Below are 26,020 nucleotides of genomic sequence, written 5' to 3'. Positions count from 1 at the left end.
CGGCCGCACATGTCCGAGCTGCACACCCCGCAGGCCGGTGACGACCACGCACCCGACATCGATGTCGTCGCCCTGCTGATGCGTCAGCACGGCGACATCCGCAACCTGTTCGACGAGGTGGAGCGGAGCGAGGGCGAGGAACGCCGCGAGGCCTTCCGTCGCCTCGTACGGCTGCTCGCCGTGCACGAGACCGCCGAGGAGGAGGTCGTGCACCCCTTCGTCCGGCGGGCGGTGTCGGGTGGGGAGCAGGTCGTCCGGGACCGGCTCGCCGAGGAGAAGGCCGCCAAGGAGGCCCTCGCGGCGCTGGACGACATGGACACCGACGACCCGGCGTTCAGGCCGCGGCTGATGAAGCTGCGCACGGACGTGCAGGAGCACGCGCGGGCGGAGGAACGCTACGAGTTCTCCCACATCCGCCGCAGCACCGACGTCACCAACCTCGCCACCATGGCCAAGGCGGTCAAGGCCGCCGAGGCCATGGCCCCCACGCGGCCCCACCCCGGCGTCCAGACGGCCGCGGCCAACATCGCGCTCGGCCCGGTGGCCGCCCTCATGGACCGCACCAAGGACGCCGTCCGCAAGGCGATGGGCAAGCACTGAGGCGCGTCGCGCACCCGCGGCACCGCCCGCCCGTGCCTGCCGGCCACTGACCACGATCCGGTGGCCGGTCCGGCAGGCGCTCCCGCGCGGTCCGGGAGTGCCCGCGGCGTCCCGGGAGTGCCCGGGGCCGCCGCCCGCCCGGCACAGGATGCGCGGCGGGTTCGGAGGCGGAACCATGGTGGCACTTGGATACGTCCCCGCACGATCGGGGCGGCGCCGGGGACGGAGCGGCAGCACGCCGGCCCGAAGGGCGTGCCCGTTGCCTTCCGGGCAGCGCGCCGCGGGAACGGGAGGCCCAGGATGACGACCGTCGGTGTCGAAGAGGAGTACCTGCTCGTCGAGCCGGCCAGTGGCCGGCTGGCGGCGCGCGCGGAGAAGGTCCGCGCCGCGGCCGGCCTCGAACCGTTCGTCACGCCGCGGGAGATCCAGCCGGAGCTGCTCCAGGCCCAGGTCGAGGTGGCCACTCCGGTGTGCGAGTCGCTGGACGAGGTCGGCGGCCATCTGCTGCGTCTGCGGCACGCCGTGGCCGGGGCGGCCGAGGCGCACGGCTGCCGCCTGGTGGCCAGCGGGACGCCGCCGCTGCGCCAGGCGCTACCCGTCCCCGTCACCGACCAGGCCCGCTACCGTGCCATGCAGCAGCAGGCACCGCAGCTGGTGGCCGAGCAGATGGTCAACGGCATGCACGTGCACGTCGCCATCCCCAGCCGGCAGGTGGGCGTGCAGGTCCTCAACCGGATCCGGGGCTGGCTTCCCGTCCTGACCGCCATGTCGGCGAACAGCCCGTTGTGGGAGGGGCACGACACCGGGTTCGCCAGCTGGCGCACCGTCGTCTTCGACCGCTGGCCCGTCAGCGGCGTCCCGCCGTGCTTCGCCGACGAGGCGGACTACGACCTGCGGATGCGGCGGCTGCTGTCGACGGGGGTGATCGGTGACACCGGCCAGCTGTACTGGCAGGCCCGCATGTCCGAGACGTACCCCACCGTCGAGGTCCGCTGCCTGGACGTGCAACTGCGCACGGACGAGGCCGCGATGTTCGCCGGCCTGGTGCGCGCCCTGGTCGACACCGCGAGGGGGGAGGCGGCGGCGGGCATCCCGGCGCCGGACACCCCTCCCGAGCTGGTGGATGTGGCGATGTGGCAGGCGGCGCGGTACGGGCTGAGCGGTGATCTGATCCTTCCCGGTGGCGAGCGCTGCCGGGCGGGCGATGCCGTGTACCGGCTGGTGGCGCACACCGGGCCGGCCCTGGACGCGGCCGGTGACACCCGCGAGGTGACCTCGCTGGTCCACCGGCTGCTCCAGCAGGGGACCGGCGCGGACCGTCAGCGGCAGGCGCTGGCCGACGGCGGTCTCGACGCCGTCATCGACATGCTGGTCGAGACGAGCGGCATGCCCTGACGGGGCCGTATACCTGCGTCGCCCGTACGTTCGGGGCGGTGGCCCGTACGTTCTCCGGGGCGCGTCCGCCGGGGGCTCACCCGGCGCACACGCCCCGTACCGTCAGCCGTGTCCGGCCCGGCCGGTCAGCCGCGACCCGACGCGTAGGGTGCGGACATGTCGCGCCGGGCGTGGGTCGTCTCCGCCGCCCGGGCGGCCGCGCTGGCGGCCAGCGCCAGCAGCAGGGCCAGCGCACCGGTGATGATGTTGTTCACGATGGTCTTGGTGGTGCTGACGTTGCCGGCCACCACCCAGGGCGAGACGATGGCCCACACGCCCAGGGCACAGGCCGCCCAGGCCATGCTGTGGGTGCGTTCGTAGGCGCGCCCGAAGCCGCCGCTCATCAGCAGCGCGTAGGCGATGCCGGTGATCAGGTTGCTGACGGCCAGCGTCGACAGGCCGTTGAACCCGGTGATCCAGGGCGACGCGGCGAGGTACAGGCCGGTGAGCAGTGCCAGTGTCTCGATGGCCTGCCCCTGGGGGGTGGTGGTCGCGCGCTCGGCCATCTCGTGGCGTTGCCGCATGTCGATGATGTCCGGGTGTGTCTCCATCGACGGCTTGGGAGAAGTTGCCATGATCCTCACCTTCACAAAGGGGGTCTGTCTGGTCTGTCGGGAGTAACCGGGCACGGCCGCCGCGGCCTGGGCCGGGGGCGGTCCGTCACCTGGGTCCGCGTGCCTGCCTCGGCCGGCCCCGGACGGCGCGCACCAGCAGGGCGACGACGGCCGTGGCCACCGCCGCGCCGGTGAGGGTCACGGCTGTGCGGACCGTGGGGCTGATGCCGGCGACGGCGTCGCGGACGCGGTCGAAGACGCTGAGGGGGACGCCGAGGACCGCGTTGCCGGGCGGGCGGCGGGGCACGCCGGGGTGAGGGTGCGTCGGAGCGCTCGCCCGTACGGCTTCCCAGGCGGCGCCGATCCGCCGCAGCTGGCGGTCGTCGAAGGCCTCCCGCAGGCGCGGCAGGAGTTCGTCCTCCTCGTCCCGGATGTCCTGGCGGATGAGAGCGAACGCCTCCTCGATCCACGCCCTGCGCCGGGGGTCGTCGACCGACCTCTCGACCTGTGCGATCAGGTCGTTGATCGCCTGGTGTTCCTCCTCGACCCGGCCGGTGAGGCTCTCCCCGTCGGGGGCGACGCGGCGCAGCACCGGCCACAGAACGGTTTCCTCGGCGAAAGCGTGGCTGAACACCAGGTGCACGATGTCCTGCCACAGCCGCTCCAGGTCACGGCTCGGACCGTGGGCGGCGGCGTAGCGCCGCATCATCGCGTCGAGCCGGGCGTGGTCGCGGCGCTGGCGCATCAGGACGCTGCCGTCGCCGCCGAGCGCCGGGGCATCCCGCTGCGCGATCGAGACGGTCATGTCCCGGCCTGCGTGGACGGGTCCCCGGCGTCCGTGGCGCCGTCCTCCTCGTCGCGGGACGCGCCCGACGCGGACTCGGGCTGCCGGCCCTCCTCCTCGGGGTGCACGTCCTTCTCACCGGTGACCTGCTCCAGCGGGCTGGAGGCCTCGTTCTCCTGGGGGCTGCTCATATCGACTCCTCACAGAACGTTGTATAGGCGATCGGGTCCCCCTTTTTCCGGCAATTCACCCCTGCCCCTCGGTAATTTGATGGGCTCTCCTCATCACCCGGGGGCGGGGCGCCGGGTGCCCGGTGCCCGGACCAGGGGGCCTGGGTGTTTGTGCCGCGAGGGCGTGGTTAGGCTCGGGAGGAGTGTTTGGGAAGCAGGCACCTGCGCCCGGCCGGGTTCGGCCGGGCCGCGTCCGTCCTGCCTGCCCTTTTCCGTCTGGAGTGCCCGTATGACCCAGCTGCCCTGGTCCCCTGAGGAGGAAGCCGTCCAGGTTGCCGGCGACACGTGTGAAGAGGCCGGTGTTCCGCTTCCGTCGCAGGAGGAACTGGACGCCCGTAACCGGCTGTTCGGGCATGCCGGGGTCTCCCGCGCGCAGGACGTGCTCCTCGCGCGCTACGCCCTCGCCTCCGCCAAGGAGGCGTTCGTCCTGCTGAGGGACACCTCCCAGCGGTTCAACATCAAGCTGCACACCCTGGCCGAAGCGGTGGTCCGCACGCCCGCGCCCGACCACGACACGGCCCTGTGGTTCCCGGGCCGTGCCCGCCACAGCCCGCCCCCGCTGACCGGGATCGCCCTCGACCGAGGCGCCCGGAGCAGCCAGGGAGCGGTGCTCAAGGCGCTGCTGAACCGGGTGCTGTCCCTCACGCAGACCTCCATGGGCAACGTGCAGCTGGCCGGGGGCGGACGGCTGCATCTGGCCCGGCACACCGGACTGAACAAGTACTTCACCGACTTCTTCGCCTTCGTCGACACCCCGACGACCGCCTGTTCGCAGGCCGCCGCCGAGCGACGGCAGGTCACCGTGGCCGATGTGGCGACCGCGGCCGTGTTCGACGACGCCTCCCGGTACGCCATCCTCCAGGCGGGCAGCCGGGCCGCCCACAGTGTTCCCCTGGTCAGCAGGGCGGGCGCGGTGCTCGGCATGGTGTCCTCCCACCACGAACGGCCGCTGCGGGGACTGACCGGAGCGCAGTTGGCCGCGCTGGAGCGCATCGGGACGGACGCCGGGCGCTGGTTGTCCTGGCACCGGAGCACCGTCGTCCTGGACGCCCTGGAACACCTGCACGCCACGGCCACCGCCGCGCGCGCCCGACTTCCCGGCGGTGGCCCGTGAGGCGCCGCGGCATGAGCGGGGATGCGTCCGCCCACCGGCGGGCGCACAGCTGTCGGCTCTCACGGGCTGACGGCCTTCGCCTGACTGCCCAAGCGAACCCCTCACAAGCCCCGGGCCGGCTGTGACGCCGGCCCGGGTCTCGCTCGCCCCCACACTCTCACCGAACAGGTGGGACGTACAGGGAAGTGAGCAGCCGGTCCGGCGGGGACGCCGGTCCGCCGTGCGTCAGCCCGTCGAGCGGGGCTGCGCCGGATTCTCGGGGGTGCCGTGGGACGGCGGGTTCATCGGGGGGCCCGTGGTGGCGGGCGAGACCGGGGAGCCGGTGTCGGGCGCGGGCGGGCGCTCCGGGGCCGGCGCGAGCGGGGAGCCCCCTGACGGCTGTGCCCCCTCGCGCAGTTCCTGGAGCCGGGCCCGGAGAGCCTCCACGACGGGAAGCCGGTTGCCGTGCGCCTCCTCGTAGGCCAGCACCTCGCGCAGACCCTGCTCGTCGAGCGTACGGATACGGTGCTGGAGGCTGCCCAGCGGAAGGTGGTCGTAGTCCGGCAGCGGCAGTGTCTCGTGTCCCGGCACGTGCGTCCCGGTCTTCTCATCGGACATGAGGACTCCTTTCTGCGCCGATGGGCCGATGGCGCCCGCGGGTCCCGGGCGCCCTCCGTGTCAGCGGCCGAGTCTCTCGCCCGGTACCGTCCAAACCGCCACGTGCCGTCCTCGACGACTCCTCGGCCGAAGCCTGCCGGGCTGTCCGTCTGGCGGCGTCAGGGCGTGACCAGGACCTTCAGGGCCTCGCGCCGGTCCATGGCCCGGTAGCCGTCGGGCACCTCGTCCAGGCCGATCGTGCGGGTGAAGACGCGCCCCGGGTCGACCGTGCCGTCCAGCACGGCGGGCAGGAGTTCCTCGATGTAGGCGCGGACCGGGGCGGGGCCGCCGGTGAGGGTGATGTTGTGGCGGAACAGGCTGCCGAAGCCGACCGGCGCCTCCTCGTACTGCGGTACGCCGACCCGGCTGATCACACCGCCGGGGCGCACCACGCCGACCGCCGTCTCGTAGGCGTTCATGTAGCCGACGCATTCCAGGACGGTGTGCGTGCCGTCGCCGCCGGTCAGTTCCCGCACGCGCTCGACGCCCTCCTCCCCGCGCTCCGGGACGACATCGGTGGCACCGAACTCCCGGCCCAGGTCGGTACGGTCCTTGTGCCGCCCCATGAGGATGATCCGCTCGGCGCCGAGCTGCCGGGCGGAGAGGACCGCCAGCAGACCGACCGCGCCGTCTCCGATGACGGTCACCGTGGTGCGCGGGCCGACGTGCGCCGTCCTGGCGGCGTGGTACCCGGTGCCGTACACGTCGGACAGCGTCAGCAGTGACGGCAGCAGTCCGGAGTCCTCGCCGACGGGCAGCTTCACGAGACTGCCCTGCGCCTGCGGGACGCGAACCGCCTCGGCCTGGCCGCCGCAGCCGCTGCCGGGGCCGAAGAATCCGCCCTGGGGACAGGACGTGTGCAGACCCTCCCGGCACAGGGCGCAGGTGTTGTCGGCGAAGGCGAACGGTGCCACCACCAGGTCGCCGCGCCCGAGGCCGGACACCTCGGCGCCGAGGTCCTCGACGACGCCGAGGAACTCGTGCCCCATGGGGGCGCCCCGCTCCGACTTCTCCATGGTGTGGTAGGGGTGCAGGTCGCTGCCGCAGATACAGGACCGTACGACGCGGACCACCGCGTCGGTGGGCTGTTCGATCGTCGGTTCGGGGACGTCCTCCACCCGGACGTCGCCGCTGCCGTACATGAATGTGGCTCGCATGAGAGGTGTTCTCCGCTCGGCGTTGACGGTGGGTGCGGGCGGCTCAGCGGTGACGGCCGCCCGTCGGCACGGGCACGGCGTCCGGCTCACGTGGTCGCCGCCACCCCGTGCCCCGGACCAGTACCCAGGCCGGCGCCACCTGTGCCGGAACGATCCGCGCGGGTGTCCGGCCTTCAGAGGGAACTCAGAGCTTCCGGCGGCTGGCGCCGGCGCACGGACCCCACTACACCGGGACTGTCATGTCCATGAAATAGAGACCCGGGTCATCCAGGTCTCCCCACACTGAGGAGTGACCCCCATGAACTTCTCACCGGCACACCCCTCGGGCGCGGCACGTTCCGCCCTGAAGGCCCTGTTCCGGCTGGTGACCGGCTTCCTCTTCGCCTGTCACGGCGCGGCGTCCCTGTTCGGCGTGCTGGGCGGCGCCCACGGCGGCGGCACGGTGCCCGCCATGCAGTGGCCCGGCTGGTGGGCCGCGGCCATCGAGCTGGCCGGAGGCGTCCTCGTCTGCCTGGGCCTGTTCACCCGCGGTGCGGCCGTCGTCTGCTCCGGCTCGATGGCCTACGCCTACTTCAGCGTCCACCAGTCCCACGCCCTGTTCCCGATCGACAACGGAGGTGAGCCGGCCGTCCTGTTCTGCTGGTCCTTCCTCCTGATCGCCTGCCTGGGACCCGGTGCCTGCGCCGTCGACGACCTCCTGAAGAGGCGCTCGCTCACCGCGTCCGGCGGCGGTGGCACCGCCGGGGACCGGCGGGTGCGGTCAACCGCGGCTGCCGACGAGGCCGTTGGCGCTGAAGGTCCGGCGGTAGGCGGCGGGTGACACCCCGAAGGCCGCCCTCATGTGCGCGCGCAGGGAGTTCGCGGAACCGAAGCCGGCCCGGTGCGCGACCAGATCGATCGACAGGTCGGTGGTCTCCAGCAACTGCTTGGCCAGTTCCAGGCGTTGTGCGGTGAGCCACTGCACGGGGGTCGTGCCGACCTCGTCGCGGAACCGCCGGGAGAAGGAGCGCAGGCTCATCCGGGCGTGCTCGGCGAGCTGGGCGAGGGACAGCGGCTCGCCGAGGTGCTCCAGGGCCCAGGCACGGGTGGCGGTGGTGCTGGCGACGGTGGGCACGGGGACCGGGCGGTCGATGTACTGGGCCTGCCCGCCGTCCCGCCAGGGCGGTACGACACACATGCGGGCGGCCCGGTTGGCGGCGGCGGCACCGTGGTCGCGGCGGATCATGTGCAGGCACAGGTCGACCCCGGCGGCCACGCCGGCGGACGTCAGCACGTCGCCGTCGTCGACGAAGAGGACGTCCTCGTCGACCTTGACCCTGGGGTAGGCCCGGCGGAACTCCGGGGCGAGGTTCCAGTGGGTCGTGGCCGGGCGGCCGTCGAGCAGCCCGGCCGCGGCCAGCACGTAGGACCCGGTGCAGATGGACACCAGCCGGGTGCCGGGCCGGATGCCGGCGATGGCCGCGGTGACCTCGGGGGGCAGCGGGCCGCCCCGGCCCAGCTCGGGCATGGCGTGCGTGGGCGGGACGATCACCGTGTCGGCGGCGGCCAGGGCCTCCGGGCCGGCCGCGGGCTGCACGGTGAACCCGGCGTCGCTGAGCACGGGGGCGCCGTCGGCGGTGCAGACGGTGACGGCGTAGAGCGGGCGGCCCCCGGCGTCCTGGACGCTGCCGAAGACGCGGGAGGGGATGCCCAGCTCGAAGGGCGGGACCCCGGGGAGGGCGAGCACCGCGATCCGGTGCCGCCGGGGCACCGGCTCCGCCGGGTCCCGCTCGTCCTCGGCCACCGCGCACCACATGTCACTCATGGCCAGATCCTGGCACATCATGGCCGGACGGCCAAAACCGCGGCGGGCCCGGGTGCCGGATCGTGGACCGCGTCGCGCCGGGGAGGTCCCGGCGCCGAGCCGATACGGAAACGAGGCGGACATCATGCGCGCGGTGGTCGTGGAGCAGTGGGGCGGACCGGAGAACCTGGTCGAGCGTGAGGTCGAGCGCCCGGAGCCCGGACTGAACGAGGTCCTGGTGCGTGTCCACGCGGCCGGTGTGAATCCGGTGGACTGGAAGACCCGGGCCGGCGGGGCCCTCGTCGAATGGGGCGCCGTGCCGGCGGTCGGCTGGGACGTGTCCGGCACCGTCGCGGCCGTCGGACCCGGCGTGGGCGTGTTCCGTCCCGGCGACGAGGTCTTCGGCATGCCGCTGTTCCCGCGCCAGGCGGGCGCCTACGCCGAGTACGTGGTGGCCCCGGCCCGGCATCTCGCCCCCAAGCCGGCGAGCCTGACGCACGTGGAGGCTGCGGCGCTGCCGCTCGCCGCGCTGACCGCCTGGCAGGCACTGGTGGACACGGCGGACGTGCGTCCCGGCGAGCGGGTGCTGGTGCACGCGGCGGCCGGCGGGGTCGGCCATCTCGCGGTGCAGATCGCCAAGGCGCGTGGCGCGTACGTCATCGCCACCGCCAGCGCCGGCAAGCACGGCCTGGTGCGCGAACTGGGCGCGGACGAGGTGGTCGACTACCGCGCCGTACGGTTCGAGGACGCCGTGTCCGGCATCGACGTCGTGCTGGACGGCATCGGCGGGGAGACCGCCGAGCGTTCCCTGCGGGTGCTGCGGGCCGGCGGCCGGCTGATCACCCTGCCCGGCCCGGACGACGTCCCCGCCGCCCGGGACGGGGTGCGGGCGGTGTGGATGCTGGTCGAGCCGGACCACCTCGGCCTGCGCGAGATCGCCGCCCTGGTGGAACGCGGCGCACTGAGGCCGGTGGTCGGCGCGGTCGTACCGCTGGCACAGGCCGCGAAGGCGCACGAGATCGGCGAACGGGGCCGCACCACCGGCAAGATCGTGCTGACGGTCGTCTGACCGGAGAGCGGGGCGGCCGGCCCCGAGCCGGTGGGGATACATCCGCCGGCGGGGGTATCAGTGCAGCGAGGCCGAGCAAGGAACGCAGTTCGCTGCGGGAGGTGAGAGGCGGTGGACCGGCCGGACCGCATACAGCACGAACTGGACATGATCGACTGGCTGCTGGAGACCGACTCGCTGACGGAGTTCCTCCAGCACCTGATCGACGAGGCCGTGGGCGTCTCCGGGACGGACGGCTGCGGGGTGACCTTGCAGCGCCGTCAGCGGCCCCTGACCGTGGTGAGCACCGGAGGCGTCGCGGACAAGCTGGACGAGAGGCAGTACGGCCAGGACGACGGCCCCTGCCTCCAGGCCCTGCGGACCGGCCGCGTCGTGCACGTGCCGGACCTGCTGGAGGAGACCCGGTGGGGCGACTACCCGAGGTTCGCGGCCGGTCTGGGCATCCGCTCCTCGCTGTCCGTACCGATCTCCGCACGCGCCCACACCGCCGGTGCCCTCAACTTCTACGCCGTCGGCCGGGACGCCTTCACCGAGCGGGACCGGCGGGAGCTGGCGCTGTTCGCCGCTCGGGCCGGCGGCGCGATCGCGCTGGCCCAGCGTCTGGCCGACGCGGAGGACTTCACCCGTCACCTCCAGAACGCGCTCGCGTCCCGCAGCGTGATCGACCAGGCCATCGGCAGCGTGATGCAGCAGCGTCACTGCACCGCGGAGGAGGCCTTCGACCTGCTGCGCAGGCTGTCCCAGCAGAGCAACCTCAAGCTCCGCGACGTCTGCACCCGTCTGCTGACCGACATCGCCGGCCGGCCCCCGGCCCCCCGGCCGCCCCTGCGGCCCCGGCCGTGACCCCTGCCGCCCCGTCCCACCCGCCCCGCGCCCCGGGGTGATCCGGCTCACCCGAAAGCCGCCCGCACCGGCGCCCCCGAACCACTGCCGTACGGACACATGTGCAGGTGACCGGGTGCAGGTGTGAAGGTGTCAGGTGGCGCGTGGAGCGATCGGTGCCCCTGCGGTAAGGGTCGTCGCGGCCTGCGACACTGATGGTATGGATATCGGTCGCAGGAACAACGTCACCATCACCGGCAACCCGCAGGGTCCGACGGTGGTGCTGGCCCACGGGTTCGGCTGTGACCAGAACATGTGGCGGCTCACGGTGCCCGCCCTGGCCGACGACCACCGGGTGGTCCTGTTCGACTACGTCGGCTCGGGCCGCTCGGAAGCCTCCGCGTTCTCGGAGGACCGTTACTCCTCACTGGACGGGTACGCCCGGGACGTGGTGGAGGTGTGCGAGGAACTCGAACTGCGCGACGCGGTGTTCGTGGGGCACTCGGTCAGCGCGATGATCGGGGTCCTGGCCGCCGCGGCGGCTCCGGAGCGCATCGGCGCGCTGGTCATGGTCGCGCCGTCCCCGCGGTACATCGACGACGAGGGGTACCGGGGTGGCTTCAGCGCCCCGGACATCGACGAGCTGCTGGCGTCCCTGGAGTTGAACTACCTGGGCTGGTCGGCGGCGATGGCACCGGTGATCATGGGTAACGCGGACCGGCCCGAACTGGGTGACGAGCTGAAGAACAGCTTCTGCGCCACCGACCCGGACATGGCGCGCGTCTTCGCCCGGACCACGTTCCTGTCGGACTCGCGGGACGACCTGAAGGGTGTGCGGGTGCCGACGCTGGTGCTGGAGTGCACCCAGGACGTCATCGCCCCCCGCGAGGTCGGCGCCTTCGTCCACCAGGCGATTCCCGGTTCGACGCTTGTCACTCTCGACGCGACCGGGCACTGCCCGCACCTGTCCGCGCCCGAGGCCACCAACGAGGCGATCACGGGCTTCCTGGCGGGTCTGCGGTGATGTGCCGCACCGGGCAGCAGCCCGACCCCTACGAAGCCGGCGACAACAAGACGTCGGATGCCGCCTTCGCCGCCCTGCTGGAGGACAGCGCCGAGGAACTGTACGAGAACGCGCCCTGCGGTTACCTGTCCACCCTCATGGACGGCACCATCGCGAAGATCAACATCACCCTGCTGGACTGGCTCGGTCTGGAGCGGGAGGCGGTGGTGGGCCGGATGCGGTTCACCGACCTGCTGCCCGTGGGCGGCAAGCTGTACCACGAGACGCACTTCGCGCCGCTGCTGCGGATGCAGGGCGAGATCAGCGGCATCGCCCTGGAGATCAAACAGGCCGACGGCGGCCGGATCCCGGTGCTGGTCTCCTCCCTGGTCAAGCACGGCAGCACGGGCGAGCCGCTGCTGATCCGCACCACCGTCTTCGACGCCCGCGACCGCCGCGCCTACGAGGAGGAACTCCTGCGCGGCCGGAAGGTCGCCGAGGAAGCGCGCAAGCAGGCGGAGGCCGACAGGGCCCGGCTCCAGGACGCGCTCGCCGTGCTCCAGCAGTCCCTGCTGCCCGACGCGCTGCCTCCGGTGCCCGGCGTGGAGACGGCCGCCCACTACCACACCGCGTCCCCCGACCGGCTCGGCGGCGACTTCTACGACGTCTTCCCCATCGACGGCAAACGCTTCGCCTTCTTCCTCGGCGACGTGTGCGGCAAGGGGCCCCAGGCCGCCGCGGTGACCTCGCTGACCCGCTACACCCTGCGCGCCGCCGCGCTGCACGACGCCGACCCCGTCGCCGCCCTGTCGACCCTGAACCAGGTGCTCCACGAGCGTTACTCCGGCAGCGGCGACCCGCGCTACTGCACCGCCGTCTTCGGCACGCTCGAAACCGACCCCACGACCGGCCGGGTCACCGTCCAGCTGGCCTCGGGCGGTCACCCGCCGGTCGTCGTCCTGCGCGCCGACGGCACCGCCGGCTTCCTGCCCACCCCGGGCGGACTCCTCGTCGGCATCCTGCCCGCCGCGCGCTTCGTCACCGCCTCCACCACCCTGGCCCCCGGCGACACCCTCCTGCTCTACACCGACGGCCTCACCGAGGCCCGTACCGGCGAGGACCGCACCGGGCTGTACGGGGACGAGGCCCTGCTCGCCTTCGCCACCGGGCAGGCGGGAAAGTCCCCGCAAGCCGTCATCGACGCCCTGGCCGTACTGCTGGACAGCTTCGGCGACGGGCTCGACGACGACACCGCCCTGCTCGCCCTCGGCGTCCCCGCCCCCGGCCCCTGGACCGATGACCGACGATGAGCCCACTGAAGATCACCATCCGAGACGCCGCGACCGGTCCCGTTCTGGAGATCAGTGGCGACCTGGACTACGGCACCGCCACCGAGCTGCGTGAACTGCTCCCCACCCTGACCCTGCCGGCCGGCCGGCGCCTGGTCCTGGACCTGGCCGGCATGACGTTCTGCGACTCCAGCGGCATCACCGCCCTGATCGCCGCCCACAACCACGCCCTCGCCGCCGACGCCGACCTCGCGCTCGCCGCCGTCCCCGCCCACACGCTGCGCATCCTCCGGATCGTCGGCCTCGACCAGGTCTTCCCCCTGCTCCCCGGCAGCGGCAACGGCAACGGCAACGAAAGTGACAACGGCAGCGAGAACGCCGCCCTGTCCTGACCCGGTCCGGTGAAGACCCTGCGGTAATCTGGTGAATCTGTGTGGCGGATCCCGTCGCACCGGGAGGGGCAGGGTGGTCCGATGTGCGCCACGGCCGTGAGCGCGAGCGGTGAGACCGCGGCGGACCGGCATGCCGCTGTGACGTACTCGACCGACGCGGAATGGGCCGGCCATCTCGTCAGCTTCGTCCGGGCCGGATTCGACCGGGGCGAACAGGTGCGGTACTTCGCGGATGCCACCGCGCCCGGCCTCGTGACGCGCACGCTCGTCGACCGGGGCATCGACGCGCCCTCCGCCGTACGGCGTGGACAGCTCGTGGTGACCACCGCCGCCGAGACGTATCTGACCGGGGACCGTTTCGACCCGGACGCGATGATCGGTCTGTGGCGGCAGGCCGTGCAGGCGGCAGTGGCGCAGGGATACCGGGGGCTGCGGGCGATCGGTGAGATGTCCTGGGGCACCCAGGAGATCGCCGGCGCCGAGCGACTGCTGGAGTACGAGCTGCGGATCCACCACGAGGTCTTCGAGCAGCTGCCCCTGCGGGCCTGCTGCTTCTACGACCGGCGCCTGGTGCCCCCCGAGGACCTGGCGGCGCTGTCGGCGGCACACCTGACGCGGTCGGACTCCACCGCGTGCCCGGGCGGCGAGCCGGGACTGACGGCCGCGCCACTGGCCGGGCCGCCCGGATTCCGGCTGTCCGGGTCGGCCGGCTGGGAGAACCGGTACGTCACCGCCTCGGCGGCGGCGGCGCTCTCCGCGTCCCCGGCCGAAGACATCACGCTGGACCTGTCGGGCCTCGGCCACCTCGACGTCGCGGCGCTGGCGGACATCACCCGGGCGGCGCTGCGACGCTCCTCGGACACCCCCGTGCGCATCCTCGGGGCGCCGCCCGCGCTCCACCGCATGCTGGAACTCTTCCCGGAGCTGGGCACCGGCATAGAGACGGCAGGCCGATGACCACCCACACGAGACCGTCCGCCGAGCCGGGCCAGAACGCGGCCTTCCACCATCCGGCGCTCTTCTACACCACGGAGGACGACTATCTGAAGGGCGTCGGGGGCTTCGTCCGCGCGGAGGCCGTGCAGCACCGCCCCCAGTTGGTCGCCGTGCCCGGCACCCGCCTGAATCTGCTCCGGGACGTCCTCGGCGCGGAGGCAGGGGACGTCACCTGGGTCGACATGCGGCAGGCCGGACGCAACCCCGGGCGCATCCTGTCGATGCTCCAGGAGTTCGCCGACCGGCACGCGGACCGGCACCCGTCCATCGTGGGCGAGCCGATCTGGCCGGGCCGCACCCCCGCGGAGGCACGCGAGGCCACCCGCCACGAGGCCCTGATCAACCTGGCGTTCGCCGGCCGCCCCGCGACCATCCTGTGCCCCTACGACACCGCGCTGCCCGAGACGGTACTGGCACAGGCGTACCGGACGCACCCGGTCATCGGCGGCCCCGGCGACTACCGGCACAGTCCACGGCACGTGGACGCGCACGAGGTGGGCCGCGACTGCGACACACCGCTGCCCGAACCGGTGGACGCGGTCGTCCTGCGCTTCGGCGAGCGGGATCTCGGGAGCGTCCGCGACGCCGCCGCGGACTGGGCCGGGGCGGCGGGCCTGTCACCGCGACGCCGTACCGACTGGTTGCTCGCCGTCAACGAGGCCACGGGCAACTCGGTGCGCCACGGCGGAGGACAGGGCACCCTGCGGCTGTGGCGCTGGGACGACACACTGATCGCCGAGACACAGGACCGCGGCCGGCTCACGGATCCCCTCGTCGGCCGGCGCCGCCCCGACCCGCTCTCCCCCGCCGGCGGCCGGGGCGTGTGGATGATGCACCAGCTGTGTGACCTGGTGGAGATCCGGGCCCTGCCCACCGGCCTGACCGTGCGCCTGCACGTGACGGTGGACTGACCGGCGAGGGCCTCCCGGGGTCCCGGCGCACCGGCTCGCCTCACGCCTTCGGGTGCCTGAGCACGGCCGGCACCCGCCGGCGGCCCTCCACGTCCCGTTCCGGACCCGGCCTCGTGAGGATGTCGCGCACATGAGGACCGGCGACGCCGAGCGGACCGTCACGACGGCCGCCGTGGCGAAGATCAGTCACTCCGACGCGACCAACCGGTTCGGCACCGCCGGCATCACCTGCCGGGCGGGTCGCGTCAGCGGGGCCGGCGGGCGTTGAGCCGGGCGGCCTGGCGGGTGAGGTGATCGCGCTCGGCGAGGTTGGGTGCCCGGCGGGCCGCCTCCGCGTACAGGCGGGCCGCCGTCGTCAGGTCGCCGTCGCGCTCGTGGAGGTAGGCCGCCACCGCGGTGTGGCGGGGCAGCGAGTCGTCGAGCGCCGCGAGCGCCGCCAGGCCGGCGCGCGGTCCGTCCGCCTCGCCGACGGCCACCGCGCGGTTGAGCCGGACGACCGGGCTGTCGGTCAGGCGCGTCAGCTCGTCGTACCACTCCACGATCTGCACCCAGTCGGTCTCCCCGGCGGTGGGCGCGTCGGCGTGGAGTGCCGCGACGGCGGCCTGGGCCTGGAACTCGCCCAGCCGGTCGCGGGCGAGGGCCGCCTGGAGGACGGCGACGCCCTCGGCGATCGACGCGGTGTCCCACCGGCCGCGGTCCTGCTCGGCGAGCGGCACCAGGCTGCCGTCGGGCGTGGTCCGGGTGGCGCGGCGGGCGTGGTGGAGCAGCATGAGGGCGAGCAGCCCCGCTACCTCGGGGTGGTCGATCGCGGCCGCGAGCTGCCGGGTGAGCCGGATGGCCTCGGCGGAGAGGTCGACGTCACCGGAGTAGCCCTCGTTGAAGACCAGGTAGAGGACGCGCAGCACGGTGGCGACGTCACCGGGCCGGTCGAACCGCACGCCGGAGACGGTGCGCTTGGCCCGGCTGATCCGCTGCCCCATGGTCGCCTCGGGCACCAGGTAGGCGTCGGCGATCTGGCGGGTGGTCAGCCCGCCGACCGCGCGCAGCGTGAGCGCGACCGCGGACGCCGGCGTCAGCGACGGATGGGCGCACAGGAAGTAGAGCTGGAGGGTGTCGTCCGCCGCGGGCGCGGACCCGGGCGCCGGCTCCTCGTCGACGCGGTCCTCCCGCCTGCGGCGGGCGGCGTCCGCCCGGGTCGCGTCGAGGAACCGGCGCCAGGCCACGGTGATCAGCCAGCCCTTCGCATCCCGCGGCGGGTCGGCCGGCCAGACGCGGACCGCCTCGACCAGCGCGTCCTGCACGGCGTCCTCGGCCGCCGCGAAGTCGGCTCCGCGGCGGACGAGGACGGTGAGCACGCTCGGCGTGAGGCTCCGGAGCAGGGCCTCGTTCATCGGAGAGGTCACTCCGTGATGGTGGGCGGCGCGGCCAGGAACGGGCGCAGCTCGATCCACTCGTGGATCGGCTTCCCGTCCGCCCCGGGGGCGGCCGACAGCTCCCCCGCCAGCTCGACGGCGCGCTCGTGGCTGTCGACGTCGATCATCATCCAGCCGGCGATCAGGTCCTTGGTCTCGGCGAACGGCCCGTCGGTGACCGGCGGGCGCCCCTCACCGTCGTAGCGGACGAAGGTCCCCTCGGGGGCGAGCGCCTGGGCGTCGACGAATTCGCCGGTCCCCTCCAGCCGGGCCGCGAAGTCCTGCATGTAGCGGATGTGCGCCGTGACCTCCTCGGGCGTCCACCGGTGCATGGGGACGTTGTTCACCGGAGCGGGAGCGCCGCGGTAGTGCTTGAGCAGCAGGTACTTGGCCATCGTGTCTCTCCTCGGTGCCGACGCGACCCATTCTGGTCACGTTCACCCCGGGGACGGAGCCGGTCGGGGGTTCTCGACATCGCTCGCGAAGAAATCTTTCCGGGCTCCGGAGCCGGGCGCGGTCCTCCTCACGGACCCCGGTATCGGAAATTGGTGCGGACAGCGTGCATGGGTGCAGGATGAGGGGGTAAGCGCTGCGCCGACGGCCGTTCCAAGGCGGGCGGCAGCGAGGGATCCGATTGTGGGAGGGGAACAGTATGGCGCTCATGAGCGTGACGGCGACGGACCTACGGACGGCCGGGGTGCCGGAGGTCGCCGACCCCTCCAAGGTGGCGCCGAAGGACGCCCGCGAGCTGTCGCGGCTGTTCTTCGAGCAGTTGGCGGTGCTGGAAGAGGGCACCCCCGCGTACAGCTACGCCCGCAACACGCTGATCGAGATGAACATGTCCCTGGTCCGCTTCGCGGCCGGCCGGTTCCGCAGCCGTGGGCCGGAGGAGATGGAGGACATCGTCCAGGTCGGCATGATCGGACTGATCAAGGCGATCGACCGGTTCGAGCTGTCGCGGGAGGCGGAGTTCACCTCGTTCGCCATCCCCTACATCGTGGGTGAGATCAAGCGGTTCTTCCGTGACACCACGTGGGCCGTGCACGTGCCGAGGCGCCTCCAGGAGGCCCGGGTCCAGCTGGCCCGCGCCACGGAGGAACTCCGCAGCCGGCTGGGCCGCACCCCGACGGTCGGGGAACTGTCGGAGCTGCTGAGCCTGCCCGAGGACGAGGTGCGCGAGGCCCGCCTCGCCGCCAACGGCTACAACTCCTCCTCCCTGGACGCCGCGCTGGGCACCAGCGAGGACGGTGAGACCGCCCTCCAGGACTTCATCGGCACCGAGGACGCGGCCCTGGAGCTGGTGGAGGACTTCCACGCGCTGGCCCCGCTGATCGCCGAATTGGACGAGCGCGACCGGCAGATCATCCACATGCGGTTCGTGGAGGAACTCACCCAGGCCCAGATCGGCGAGCGCCTGGGCGTGTCCCAGATGCACGTCTCCCGGCTGCTGTCCCGCACCCTCGCCCGCCTGCGTGAGGGCATGCTCACCAACGACTGACGACTTCCGTCCGCTCCCCCCGTGCGAAGCCCGCCGTCCCCGCGGCGGGCTTCGCCGTGTGTGCCACGCCGGTACGGCCGCCGCTCCTCAGTCCTGACCGCAGGGGCCGGGGATGCCGGCGAGGGGTGCGGCGCGGGGCGGGTGGGAACCGGGGCCGAGCCATTCGCACACCAGGATGCTGGCGTCGTCGCGCAGGTGGTCGTCGTGATGCCTCAGGACGGCGCGCATGAGCCGGCGCAGGGTCTCCGGGACGGGCAGGTGGTCGGCGTGATGGCGGATGAGGAAGTCGGTGAACCGGCTGAGGCCGAACTCCCGGCCGTCGGCGGTGCGTGCCTCGGTGATGCCGTCGGTGTAGAGGACGAGCCGGTCGCCGGGCTGGAGCTGCTCGTGGCAGACGATGGTGGGCAGGTGCAGGTTGGTGCCCATGGGATGGGTGGGCGGGCACCTCAGGAGGGTGCTCCAGCGGCCGTCGCGGATGAGGATCGGTGGCTGGTGACCGTGGTTGGTCCAGGTCAGCATGCCGGTGGCGGTGTTCAGGTCGGCGAGGACGCCGGTCACGTACCGGCTGGACCCGAACTGTTCCAGGAGCACCCGTTCGATGCTGTTGCCCAGGTCGGGCAGGCGCGTGCCCTGCCGGCGCCGGTTGCGGCAGGCGCCCACGGCCAGGTTGGCGGTGAGGCCGGCCGCGGTGTCATGCCCCATGGCGTCGAACATCGACAGGTGGACGACATCGTCGGCGGTGGCGTAGTCGTAGGCGTCGCCGCTGACCTCGTACGCGGGTTCCATGACGGCGCTGACGACGACCCGGCCGTCGGCGTAGGTGCGCGGCGGCATCAGCGTCCACTGCATCTCCGCGGCGACGTTCATCGGCTTGACGCGGGCCAGCCGGGCGTACGAGTCACTGACGTCCCGGTGGCCAACGACGAGCATCGCCACGAGGGACGCCAGGGCGTACATGTCGCGTCGTACCCGCGCGTCGTCCGTCGCGGAGGTCAGGTGCAGCACGCCGAGCCGCTCGGTGCCGTCCAGCAGCGGCACCCACCATCCGTACGAGCCGGGCCGGGCGCCGCCGGCGGTCATGATCTCCCCGTGCATGTAGGCGCGGCCGGCGACGGTGCCCTCCACGGTCAGCTCGCGGGCGTCCTCGGGCGCGCCCTGTGCGGCGTCCCGTCCGTCGCCGGTGAGCAGGCGCAGGACGTCGCGCTGGAGGTCGCCGAGGTAGATCCGTACGTCGCCGAACCCGGCCCTGGCGGCGTGGTCGGCCACGCGGGAGGGCAGGAGTTCGAACGGCATCAGGTGGCTCTCGGCCAGCAGGCCCGCCAGCATGCCCTGCACCGCCTCGTCACGACCCGGCACGACGGTCCCCATTTCCGTACGGCGGGCGGCGGGTGCCCGCCGCTTCCGCTTTCGTCGCCATCTCCAGTACCCCCGGCTTGCGGTGGCAACATGCCGGTTGCGGGAGCGGGCGGTGGGGAGGGACCGGGATGGGCACGGTTGCGTTCCGGTGGCGCACGGCCGGCTGGGCACAGACGTGCGGGCCGCCCTACGGCGGCGCGGAGACGGGCAGCGGGCCGGTGCGGCGATGCGGGGCCTCGTACGGGTGACGGAGTCCGTACGGGTGGCGGAGTCCGATGACGCGTCGCCGGGCCATGGGGCGCCGTGCGGTCAGCGCCCGGAGCCGGCGAGGCTGTCGGCCGCCTCGGTGATGTCGAAGAGCGGGTACGCCCCGGTAAGACGCAGCAGGCCGCAGGGCTGCTCCTGGACACCGGCCAGGACCAGACGGCCACCGCCGGTCCGGAGTCTGCGCCGCAGGGTCAGCAGCAGGTTGAGTCCCATGGAGTCCATGAACGATATGCCGGACAGGTCCAGGCGCAGCGACGTGTTGCCGGCGGGCAGGGCCGTGGCGGCTTCCTCCACCTGCGGGCAGGTGCTCATGTCCATCTCGCCGGTCACGGCGATGACGGTTTCTTCGGGATGGTGGGTGACTGTCACGGTGAATTCGGGCATGGATCGTCCCCAGTTCCGGGATCGAGCCTCTCACGGCTGCCGCCCGAGGGCGGGCCGTCAAGCGCGCGGCGTCGGGCCACGCACAGCCGAGCAAGACCACCCGTACCGTTCTCCGGCCACCGGGCCGGATGGCCTGGAGACAGCGCGGGGTCTCTCACCAGACCAGGCTGGCTCCTCGCAGCGTTGCACACGCTCCCCCGATGTGACCAGCCCGCCCGGTGCCCGCGGGCCCGGCCGCGACAAGAATCACCCGGGGGCGGGGGAACCGGCCCACTAATCTGACGATCATGGCGGAGTGGCGGACGCGGCCGGCTTCGGCGGCGCACGTCGAGGCCGTGGCGAAGTTGCGGGCCGTGGTGCCGCGGGCGGATCCGGAGCGGCTCGGGCGGTACGACGGGCAGGGGTCCGGCAGCGGCTGCGACGGGTTCACGCCCGCGCACACCTGGGTGATCGGGGGGCGCGTTCGCGCCCCGGCCTCGGCGGCAGGGCACCACTGATCCCGCGTCCGTCCACCCCGGAGGGTGGGGCGGCAGGCGTGTCGTGACCGTTGCCGGGCCGGGGACGCGCAGTCTTCGAGGAGCGTGTCGCCCCGGGCCCGGGGCGAGGCGCCGGACGGGCTCACTGCGCGTCGATACGGCGGCCGGTCAGAGCGGTGATCCCGATGCGGACCCACGTATCACGCTCCCCGCCGACCCAGGGCGTGGTGTAGGCGCGTTCGGAGAGGCGTCGTACGGCGTCGGGGTCGGTCACCGCCTCCGCGGGTCCCCGTACCACGACGCTCCAGCCCTGACTGAGCGCGTCGTCCACGCGGTCGACCTCGAAGGCCACCTCACGGCCGAGTGCCTGGAGGGAGACCGTCCCCGGCTGGGTCCGGAGGACGACGGCGTCGTCGACGATGCTGTAGTTGACGGGGACGATGAGCGGGGCGGCCTCGGTGGAGACGGCGATCCTTCCCACGCCGTGCGTCGACAGCAGCCGACGGCACTCCTGCTCGTCCAGTTCGCTCAGCCGGGGGGCCCGGGCGGCATGGCCGATGCCCGCCGGCAGGTCGGCGTGGCCGCCGCCGAGTTCCGTGGGGCTGGTGCCGAGCGCCCCGGCCAGCCGGAGCAGGGTGCCGGCCTCCGGCGCCGCGGTGCTGTGCCTCTCCAGGTGCGCGAGGTAGCTCGGGGCCATGGCCGCCCGCAGGGCCAGCTCCTCCAGGGTGAGGCCCAGCTCTGTCCGCCGCTGCTCGATGCGGCGCCCCAGGTCGCCCTGCGGGGTGCCGCCCGCCGCCGTCGACGGCGTCTGTTCCGGTGCTCCCTGTTCGGCCATCGTCCTTCACTCCCCGGTCCGCCGATCCACCTTCCGGTGTCCCTCGGCCGCTCGCCCGCTTCCGCTGTCACCCCGCCTGTCCACCATGACCGATCCCGGCGGACCCGGCTCGGTCAACCGCTCCCGTCCCCGCGGACCATGTGCCGCCCCAGCCGCCACGGGCGGGTCACCCCCGCCGCGGTACGACCGCCACCGGGCACCGGGCACGGTGCAGCAGGGTGTGCGCCACCCGGCCGAGCCGGAGCCGGCGGTGGTCCTCGCGCCGGCGGGCACCGACGACGACGAGATCGGCGGCGGCCGAACGGTCCACGAGCACCTTCCGGGCCGCACCCTCGAGCGTGGAGCGGTGCACGCGGACCCCCGGCCGGCCGGCGGTCGCGTCCCGCAGCACAGCGTCGAGCAGGAGCGCAGCCTCCTCGGCGTGCCGGTGCGCGAGATCCCCGGTGACCCGGTCGGGTCCGGCGGGACAGCGCCAGGCCCGTACGGCGTCGAGGACGCAGCCGCGCGCCTGCGCCTCCTGGACGGCGAAGCGCGCCGCATCGCCGCCGGCGTCCGGTTCTCCCGCGCCCAGCAGAACACGCTCGTGGGTGCCGGCCAGGCCGGCCCGGTCCCCGCGGACGACGACGACCGGGCAGTGGGCGCGGGCGGCCACGGCCAGACCGACCGAACCGAGGAGGAGCCCCTTGATCCCGCCCCGGCCGCGTGCTCCGGTCACCAGCGCGAAGGCGTCGTCGCCTTCGCGCAGCAGGGCGTCCACCGGTTCCTCGGGGAGGATGGCGGTGGCGGTCCTGACGTCCGGGTCGCGCAGCCGGGCCCGCTCCGCCGCGGAGGCGACGATGTGCTCGGCCATCATCTGCTCCGACGGGCGGTCGGGACCGTCCGGCGGCAGGGCACCTTCGTAGCGCTCCCAGACGGAGGCGTGCACCAGCCGCAGCTCCAGGCCGTGGCGGGCGGCCTCGTCCACCGCCCAGTCCACCGCCGTCAGGCTGGACGCCGATCCGTCCACGCCCACGACGAGGGGCAGTTCCGTCATCGGGTTCACCGCCTTCCGCCGGGCCGGCATGCCGGGTCCTGCCCTCCCACCGTGACACGCGCCGCGGGCCGCCGCGAAGGGCCGGTCCGACCCGCGCACGGGGACCTTCGGCCCGGAGCGGGCGGGCCGGCTCAGCGGGCACACCGCGCCGGTACGGCCCCCATGCAGGGCCGGTCGGCCCTGCGTGAGGGCCGGGCGGCCCGTGGTGTCCGGCACCGGCCGCGCGGAAGCTGGAAGGCGGCAGCCTCACTGCGCCCCGCCGGCCGGCAGCGGCGGCGGGAACGAAAGGAGCCGGAGTCATGACCTCGACCACCACCCTGGCGGCGGCCCTCCCGGTGGGCCACCGGGAGCGGCTGATGAACCTCGCCCGCGAGGTGTCCTTTCCCCTGAGTACGCGCCTGTTCGAGGAAGGGCGGCGGGCCGACCGGTTCTGGATCATCCGCACCGGAACCGTCGCCCTGGACCTGCACGTGCCCGGCCGCCGCGCCGCCGTGATCGAGACCCTCGGCCACGGCGAACTCGTCGGCTGGTCCTGGCACTTCGCTCCGTACACCTGGCAGCTGGGCGCCGAGACCACCAGCCCGGTACGCGCCTACGAGTTCGACGCGCCGGCCGTGCGGGACCTGTGCGCGCGTGACGCCGAGATCGGCCGCGCGGTCGCCGTCTGGGTCGGCCGTGTGGTGGCCCAGCGCCTCCAGGCCGCCCGCATCCGTCTCCTGGACCTCTACGCCCCGTACGGCAGCGGCAACCGCTCGTGACCGACGGTTCCCCCCGGCCCTGTCAGGCTCCGCGGGGAGCGGCCCCGCCGGCCGATGGGGCGGCTCCCCGCGGGTGTCCAGCCCTGCGGTCACCCGTGCGGGACGACGGCGACCGGTGCGGTGGCGTGGTGGAGGACGGCGTGGGTGACCGGGCCGACGCGCGGGCCGAGCCGGGCCGGGCGCGTGCGGCGGCCCACGACGACCAGGGACGCCTCGTGCGAGGCGTCGACCAGACGCACGGCCGCGCTTCCGGCCCCGCAGTCCTCGACGACCGCCACGGAGGGGTACTTCTCCCGCCAAGGCCGCAGCGCCTCGGACAGCGCGGCCCTCTCCTGCTGTGCGGCCTCCCGGTCGAACGCGGGGTCGACGGCGAGCCCGTAGACGTAGTACGGCGGGATGGCCCAGGCGTGCACGGCCCGCACGGCCGTCCCGCGCCGGGCGGCCTCCTCGAAGGCGAACGCGAGAACCGTGTCGTCCGGGGCGGTGATGTCCACGCCGAGCACGACCGGCCGGTAGGGCGTCGCGGCGGACGGTACGCCGGCGGGATCCTGCTCGTGTTCGTCGGCGGCCTGTCCCCCGGCCCGTACGAGCACCACGGGGCGCCGGGCGTGTGCGACGACCGTCAGGCCGACGGAGCCCACCAGGAAGCCCCCGACACCGCCGAGGCCCCGGGAACCGAGCACCATCGGTTCGGCCTCGCCGGCCATCGCCGTGAGTACCTCGCCGGGGCTGCCGACGCGCTGCTCGGCGACGACCTCCACCGCGGGGTGCCGCAGCCGCAGCCCCTCGGCCGTCTCCTCCGTGATGCGCTCGGTCCACCGCTGCTGCGTCTCCCCGCCCAGCAGCGGCGCCTGCGCCATGGGGGCCGCCGGCTCCCACACGTGCACCAGCCTCAGCGGCAGCCCGCGCAGCCGCGCTTCGCGGGCCGCCCACTCGGCGGCGGTCCGGCTCTCCTGCGAACCGTCGAGGCCCACGGTGACGGTGCGGGACATGGTGTCCACCTCCTGATGTCGGGATCCCCTTCAGCCTCGCGGCCCGCGGGGGCGGGGGGGCAGGGCCCGCAGGTCCCTGTGCGGGGCCGACCGGCCCTACAGCACGGCCACCACGTGACCGACTGTGATCAGTCAGGGACGGACAACGGACATCTTCGTCACGTCCCGAAGCGTTCCGCGCACCGTCCGGGCAGGACGCGACAAGTCACGGCCGTCGCGTCCCGCATGCGCTGGGATGGCCGCAGCATCACGACCGAACTGGCGGGTACATATGAACGCTTTCGTGTACGGGCCGGCGCACTCCGCGGCACCTCTGGTCCCCGGGCCCTGCCGGTGCGGCACCGACGTGCGGCAGGGCGGTCCGTCGGCGGCCGAGGAACGGTTCCGCGGGCTGCTGGAGGCGGCGCCGGACGCCATGGTCATCGTCGACGACACCGGCACCATCAGGCTGGTCAACGCGCAGACGGAGGCCCTGTTCGGCTACCGGCGCGAGGAACTGCTCGGCCGGCCCGTGGAGTTGCTGGTCCCGCACCGCTTCCGGGGCCATCACACCCGTCACCGCGACGGTTACGCCGCCAACCGCCAGGTGCGCCCCATGGGGGCCGGGCTGGAACTGCACGGACTGCGCAAGGACGGCAGCGAGTTCCCCGTGGAGATCAGCCTCAGCCCGATGGAGACGGCGGACGGACTGCTGGTGTCGGCCGCCGTGCGCGACGTCAGCGACCGCAAGGCGGCCGAGGCCCGCATCAACGAACTCGCCGCGCTCGTCGAGTCCTCCCAGGACGCGATCCTCGCCAAGACCCTCGACGGCTACATCACCTACTGGAACGCCGCCGCGGCACGGCTGTACGGCTACACCGCCCAGGAGGCGATCGGCCGGCACGTCTCGCTGCTCGCCCCGGCCGAGATGCAGGACGACATCCGGGCCCTGCTGGAACGGCTGCGCGAGGGCGAGAAGGTCGAGCACTTCGAGGCCCTGCGGGTCACCAGGGACGGGGCGCTGCTGGACGTGGACGTCACCCTGTGGCCGACCCGGGACAGCTGCGGGAAGGTCGTCAGCGCCTGTGCCATCGTGCGGGACATCAGCGACCGCAAGCGCGCGGAGGCCGAACTCACGGCCCTGCTGGAGCAGCAGCGGCACATCGCGCTCACCTTGCAGCGCAGTCTCATGGGGACGCCGCCCGCCATCCCCGGCCTGGCCACCGCCAGCCGCTACCGGCCGGCGACGCAGGGCGCCGGCGTCGGCGGTGACTGGTTCGACCTCATACCGCTGGGCGCGGGGCGGGTCGGGGTCCTCATCGGCGACGTGATGGGCCGCGGGCTGGAGGCGGCCGCCGTGATGGGCCAGCTGCGCTCGGCCGCGCACGCGCTCGCCAAGACGGGCATGCAGCCCCGCCAGCTGATGCAGGCCCTCGACACGGTCGTCACCGACCTGGACGTGCCGGACCAACTGGTCACCTGCTGCTATCTGATCATCGCCCCGGACGCCGGTACCGTCACGGTCTGTTCCGCCGGGCATCTGCCGACCCTCGTCGTCGGCCCCCGGGACGGCGTCCGCGCGCTTCCCGCCCCGGTCAACGCCCCGCTCGGCGTCGGCGACGTCCTCTACGAACAGTCCCGCACCGACATGACACCCGGCGCCACGCTCGTGCTGTACACCGACGGCCTGATCGAGACGCCCGACAGTGACATCGAAGCGCGCCTCGCCGAACTCACCGCCGTCCTCGACACCTTCTTCCTCCGGGCGGACGGGCTGGAGGCCGCCGCCGACCACGTGCTGGCCACGCTGCTGCCCGACGCGGACGGCCACAACGACGACGTGACGCTCCTGCTGGCCCAGCTCCCGGCGGCCCCCCTGGCCGCCGTGACCGCCGAGCTGCCCGCCACCGCGTCCTCCGTCCCCGAGGGCCGCGCCTTCCTCCGGCGGACGCTGGCCTCGTGGGAGTGCGCGGCACCGGCCGACGACGCCCTCCTGCTGCTCTCCGAGACCCTCACCAACGCCGTGCAGCACGCCGCGGGCCCGCTCGGGCTCCGTCTGTGCCGCACCTCCACCGACCTCACCGTGGAGGTCAGCGACCACAGCCCGCATCTGCCCCAGCCCCGCCACGCGGCCGAGGACGAGCAGTCCGGCCGGGGTCTGCTGCTGGTCCGCACGCTCGCCCACAGCTGGGGGGTGCGGCCGACCGACGAGGGCAAGACGACCTGGTTCACGTTGAAGCTCTGAGCCGGGCCCGG

Annotated in this window: 28 protein-coding genes and 1 pseudogene; 16 read left to right on the top strand and 13 right to left on the bottom strand. The window is 73.5% G+C overall.

Going from position 1 to position 26,020, the window contains the following annotated elements; translation table 11 throughout:
• The first annotated feature begins 9 nt into the window (after positions 1-9).
• Together AB0F03_RS04225 and AB0F03_RS04220 are read left to right on the top strand one after the other, a co-directional pair.
• Positions 10-600: a hemerythrin domain-containing protein gene (locus tag AB0F03_RS04225; RefSeq protein WP_361986331.1), complete on the top strand. Its 591-nt coding sequence runs from the start codon at positions 10-12 to the stop codon at positions 598-600.
• Positions 601-900: 300 nt separating this feature from the next.
• Positions 901-1,995, top strand: coding sequence for a glutamate--cysteine ligase (locus AB0F03_RS04220; RefSeq protein ID WP_361986330.1), 1,095 nt, complete (start codon positions 901-903; stop codon positions 1,993-1,995).
• A gap of 125 nt (positions 1,996-2,120) precedes the next feature.
• Here AB0F03_RS04220 and AB0F03_RS04215 read toward each other — a convergent pair whose 3' ends face one another.
• From AB0F03_RS04215 to AB0F03_RS04205, 3 genes are all read right to left on the bottom strand, one after another.
• The gene (locus AB0F03_RS04215; RefSeq protein ID WP_361986328.1) at positions 2,121-2,609 is read right to left on the bottom strand and encodes an SPW repeat protein; all 489 of its coding nucleotides are present in this window, start codon (positions 2,607-2,609) and stop codon (positions 2,121-2,123) included.
• An 85-nt stretch (positions 2,610-2,694) separates the two neighbouring features.
• Positions 2,695-3,393 (bottom strand): hemerythrin domain-containing protein, encoded by a 699-nt coding sequence (locus AB0F03_RS04210; protein ID WP_361986326.1) that lies wholly within the window; start codon positions 3,391-3,393, stop codon positions 2,695-2,697.
• A complete protein-coding gene (locus AB0F03_RS04205; protein WP_361986324.1) occupies positions 3,390-3,563 on the bottom strand; it encodes a hypothetical protein in 174 nt (57 codons plus the stop codon). Before AB0F03_RS04205 ends, AB0F03_RS04210 begins: the two co-directional genes overlap by 4 nt.
• A gap of 268 nt (positions 3,564-3,831) precedes the next feature.
• On the opposite strand from AB0F03_RS04205, the gene AB0F03_RS04200 reads away from it, so the two are divergent.
• Entirely contained in the window at positions 3,832-4,716 is an 885-nt protein-coding gene (locus tag AB0F03_RS04200) for an ANTAR domain-containing protein (protein ID WP_361986323.1), read from the top strand.
• A gap of 225 nt (positions 4,717-4,941) precedes the next feature.
• On the opposite strand, the gene AB0F03_RS04195 is transcribed toward AB0F03_RS04200, so the two are convergent.
• Positions 4,942-5,313: a hypothetical protein gene (locus tag AB0F03_RS04195; RefSeq protein ID WP_361986321.1), complete on the bottom strand. Its 372-nt coding sequence runs from the start codon at positions 5,311-5,313 to the stop codon at positions 4,942-4,944.
• Between the two features lie 158 nt (positions 5,314-5,471).
• The gene (locus tag AB0F03_RS04190; RefSeq protein WP_361986319.1) at positions 5,472-6,509 is read right to left on the bottom strand and encodes a zinc-dependent alcohol dehydrogenase family protein; all 1,038 of its coding nucleotides are present in this window, start codon (positions 6,507-6,509) and stop codon (positions 5,472-5,474) included.
• A 298-nt stretch (positions 6,510-6,807) separates the two neighbouring features.
• On the opposite strand from AB0F03_RS04190, the gene AB0F03_RS04185 reads away from it, so the two are divergent.
• A complete protein-coding gene (locus AB0F03_RS04185; RefSeq protein ID WP_361986318.1) occupies positions 6,808-7,329 on the top strand; it encodes a DoxX family protein in 522 nt (173 codons plus the stop codon).
• Here the strand turns inward: AB0F03_RS04185 and AB0F03_RS04180 are convergent.
• Entirely contained in the window at positions 7,270-8,304 is a 1,035-nt protein-coding gene (locus AB0F03_RS04180; protein WP_361986716.1) for a helix-turn-helix domain-containing protein, read from the bottom strand. The genes AB0F03_RS04185 and AB0F03_RS04180 overlap by 60 nt on opposite strands.
• Positions 8,305-8,437: 133 nt before the next feature.
• Here AB0F03_RS04180 and AB0F03_RS04175 point away from each other — a divergent pair, with 133 nt between their 5' ends.
• The 8 genes from AB0F03_RS04175 to AB0F03_RS04140 all read left to right on the top strand — a co-directional run bounded on the left by AB0F03_RS04175 (position 8,438) and on the right by AB0F03_RS04140 (position 15,042).
• On the top strand, positions 8,438-9,361 hold the full coding sequence (locus tag AB0F03_RS04175; protein WP_361986316.1) for an NADP-dependent oxidoreductase: 924 nt from the start codon (positions 8,438-8,440) through the stop codon (positions 9,359-9,361).
• A 147-nt stretch (positions 9,362-9,508) separates the two neighbouring features.
• On the top strand, positions 9,509-10,204 hold the full coding sequence (locus AB0F03_RS04170) for a GAF and ANTAR domain-containing protein (protein ID WP_361986714.1): 696 nt from the start codon (positions 9,509-9,511) through the stop codon (positions 10,202-10,204).
• Between the two features lie 199 nt (positions 10,205-10,403).
• Positions 10,404-11,207 (top strand): alpha/beta hydrolase, encoded by an 804-nt coding sequence (locus tag AB0F03_RS04165; protein ID WP_361986314.1) that lies wholly within the window; start codon positions 10,404-10,406, stop codon positions 11,205-11,207.
• Positions 11,207-12,496 carry a SpoIIE family protein phosphatase gene (locus AB0F03_RS04160; RefSeq protein ID WP_361986313.1) on the top strand — a complete coding sequence of 430 codons (1,290 nt, stop codon included), beginning with the start codon at positions 11,207-11,209 and terminating at the stop codon, positions 12,494-12,496. The genes AB0F03_RS04165 and AB0F03_RS04160 overlap by 1 nt, the downstream gene beginning before the upstream one ends.
• Positions 12,493-12,867 (top strand): STAS domain-containing protein, encoded by a 375-nt coding sequence (locus tag AB0F03_RS04155; RefSeq protein WP_361986311.1) that lies wholly within the window; start codon positions 12,493-12,495, stop codon positions 12,865-12,867. Before AB0F03_RS04160 ends, AB0F03_RS04155 begins: the two co-directional genes overlap by 4 nt.
• Before the next feature lie 81 nt (positions 12,868-12,948).
• Positions 12,949-13,824, top strand: coding sequence for an MEDS domain-containing protein (locus AB0F03_RS04150; protein ID WP_361986309.1), 876 nt, complete (start codon positions 12,949-12,951; stop codon positions 13,822-13,824).
• Positions 13,821-14,774, top strand: coding sequence for an anti-sigma factor RsbA family regulatory protein (locus tag AB0F03_RS04145; RefSeq protein WP_361986307.1), 954 nt, complete (start codon positions 13,821-13,823; stop codon positions 14,772-14,774). Before AB0F03_RS04150 ends, AB0F03_RS04145 begins: the two co-directional genes overlap by 4 nt.
• A 130-nt stretch (positions 14,775-14,904) precedes the next feature.
• Complete coding sequence (locus tag AB0F03_RS04140; RefSeq protein ID WP_361986305.1) at positions 14,905-15,042, top strand: hypothetical protein; 138 nt, start codon at positions 14,905-14,907, stop codon at positions 15,040-15,042.
• On the opposite strand, the gene AB0F03_RS04135 is transcribed toward AB0F03_RS04140, so the two are convergent.
• Together AB0F03_RS04135 and AB0F03_RS04130 are read right to left on the bottom strand one after the other, a co-directional pair.
• The gene (locus AB0F03_RS04135; protein ID WP_361986712.1) at positions 15,020-16,165 is read right to left on the bottom strand and encodes a DUF6596 domain-containing protein; all 1,146 of its coding nucleotides are present in this window, start codon (positions 16,163-16,165) and stop codon (positions 15,020-15,022) included. The genes AB0F03_RS04140 and AB0F03_RS04135 overlap by 23 nt on opposite strands.
• A gap of 8 nt (positions 16,166-16,173) precedes the next feature.
• Positions 16,174-16,581 (bottom strand): YciI family protein, encoded by a 408-nt coding sequence (locus AB0F03_RS04130; RefSeq protein WP_361986303.1) that lies wholly within the window; start codon positions 16,579-16,581, stop codon positions 16,174-16,176.
• Between the two features lie 257 nt (positions 16,582-16,838).
• Between AB0F03_RS04130 and AB0F03_RS04125 the strand changes: the two genes are divergently transcribed.
• Positions 16,839-17,684 carry an RNA polymerase sigma factor SigF gene (locus AB0F03_RS04125; RefSeq protein WP_361986302.1) on the top strand — a complete coding sequence of 282 codons (846 nt, stop codon included), beginning with the start codon at positions 16,839-16,841 and terminating at the stop codon, positions 17,682-17,684.
• Between the two features lie 87 nt (positions 17,685-17,771).
• Here AB0F03_RS04125 and AB0F03_RS04120 read toward each other — a convergent pair whose 3' ends face one another.
• Both AB0F03_RS04120 and AB0F03_RS04115 read right to left on the bottom strand, forming a co-directional pair.
• Positions 17,772-19,010, bottom strand: a complete 1,239-nt coding sequence (locus AB0F03_RS04120) for a PP2C family protein-serine/threonine phosphatase (protein ID WP_361986710.1) — start codon at positions 19,008-19,010, stop codon at positions 17,772-17,774.
• Between the two features lie 339 nt (positions 19,011-19,349).
• A complete protein-coding gene (locus AB0F03_RS04115) occupies positions 19,350-19,691 on the bottom strand; it encodes an STAS domain-containing protein (protein ID WP_361986300.1) in 342 nt (113 codons plus the stop codon).
• Between the two features lie 287 nt (positions 19,692-19,978).
• Here AB0F03_RS04115 and AB0F03_RS04110 point away from each other — a divergent pair.
• Positions 19,979-20,149: pseudogene (locus tag AB0F03_RS04110) on the top strand (GNAT family N-acetyltransferase); the annotation flags it as partial.
• A 160-nt stretch (positions 20,150-20,309) separates the two neighbouring features.
• Here AB0F03_RS04110 and AB0F03_RS04105 read toward each other — a convergent pair.
• Both AB0F03_RS04105 and AB0F03_RS04100 read right to left on the bottom strand, forming a co-directional pair.
• On the bottom strand, positions 20,310-21,002 hold the full coding sequence (locus AB0F03_RS04105; protein ID WP_361986299.1) for a pyridoxamine 5'-phosphate oxidase family protein: 693 nt from the start codon (positions 21,000-21,002) through the stop codon (positions 20,310-20,312).
• A gap of 166 nt (positions 21,003-21,168) precedes the next feature.
• Positions 21,169-22,035, bottom strand: a complete 867-nt coding sequence (locus AB0F03_RS04100) for a universal stress protein (RefSeq protein ID WP_361986297.1) — start codon at positions 22,033-22,035, stop codon at positions 21,169-21,171.
• 299 nt (positions 22,036-22,334) lie between these two features.
• On the opposite strand from AB0F03_RS04100, the gene AB0F03_RS04095 reads away from it, so the two are divergent.
• Positions 22,335-22,793, top strand: a complete 459-nt coding sequence (locus AB0F03_RS04095; protein ID WP_361986296.1) for a cyclic nucleotide-binding domain-containing protein — start codon at positions 22,335-22,337, stop codon at positions 22,791-22,793.
• An 89-nt stretch (positions 22,794-22,882) separates the two neighbouring features.
• Here AB0F03_RS04095 and AB0F03_RS04090 read toward each other — a convergent pair whose 3' ends face one another.
• Positions 22,883-23,785, bottom strand: a complete 903-nt coding sequence (locus AB0F03_RS04090; protein ID WP_361986295.1) for a universal stress protein — start codon at positions 23,783-23,785, stop codon at positions 22,883-22,885.
• A gap of 271 nt (positions 23,786-24,056) precedes the next feature.
• Between AB0F03_RS04090 and AB0F03_RS04085 the strand changes: the two genes are divergently transcribed.
• Positions 24,057-26,009, top strand: coding sequence for a PAS domain S-box protein (locus tag AB0F03_RS04085; protein ID WP_361986293.1), 1,953 nt, complete (start codon positions 24,057-24,059; stop codon positions 26,007-26,009).
• Positions 26,010-26,020 lie beyond the last annotated feature (11 nt).

Source organism: Streptomyces sp. NPDC028722 (assembly GCF_040637655.1).
Classification (GTDB): Bacteria; Actinomycetota; Actinomycetes; order Streptomycetales; family Streptomycetaceae; genus Streptomyces.
The sequence above is the reverse complement of the archived record's forward strand: the minus strand, read 5'-3'. Positions and strand labels throughout refer to the sequence as shown.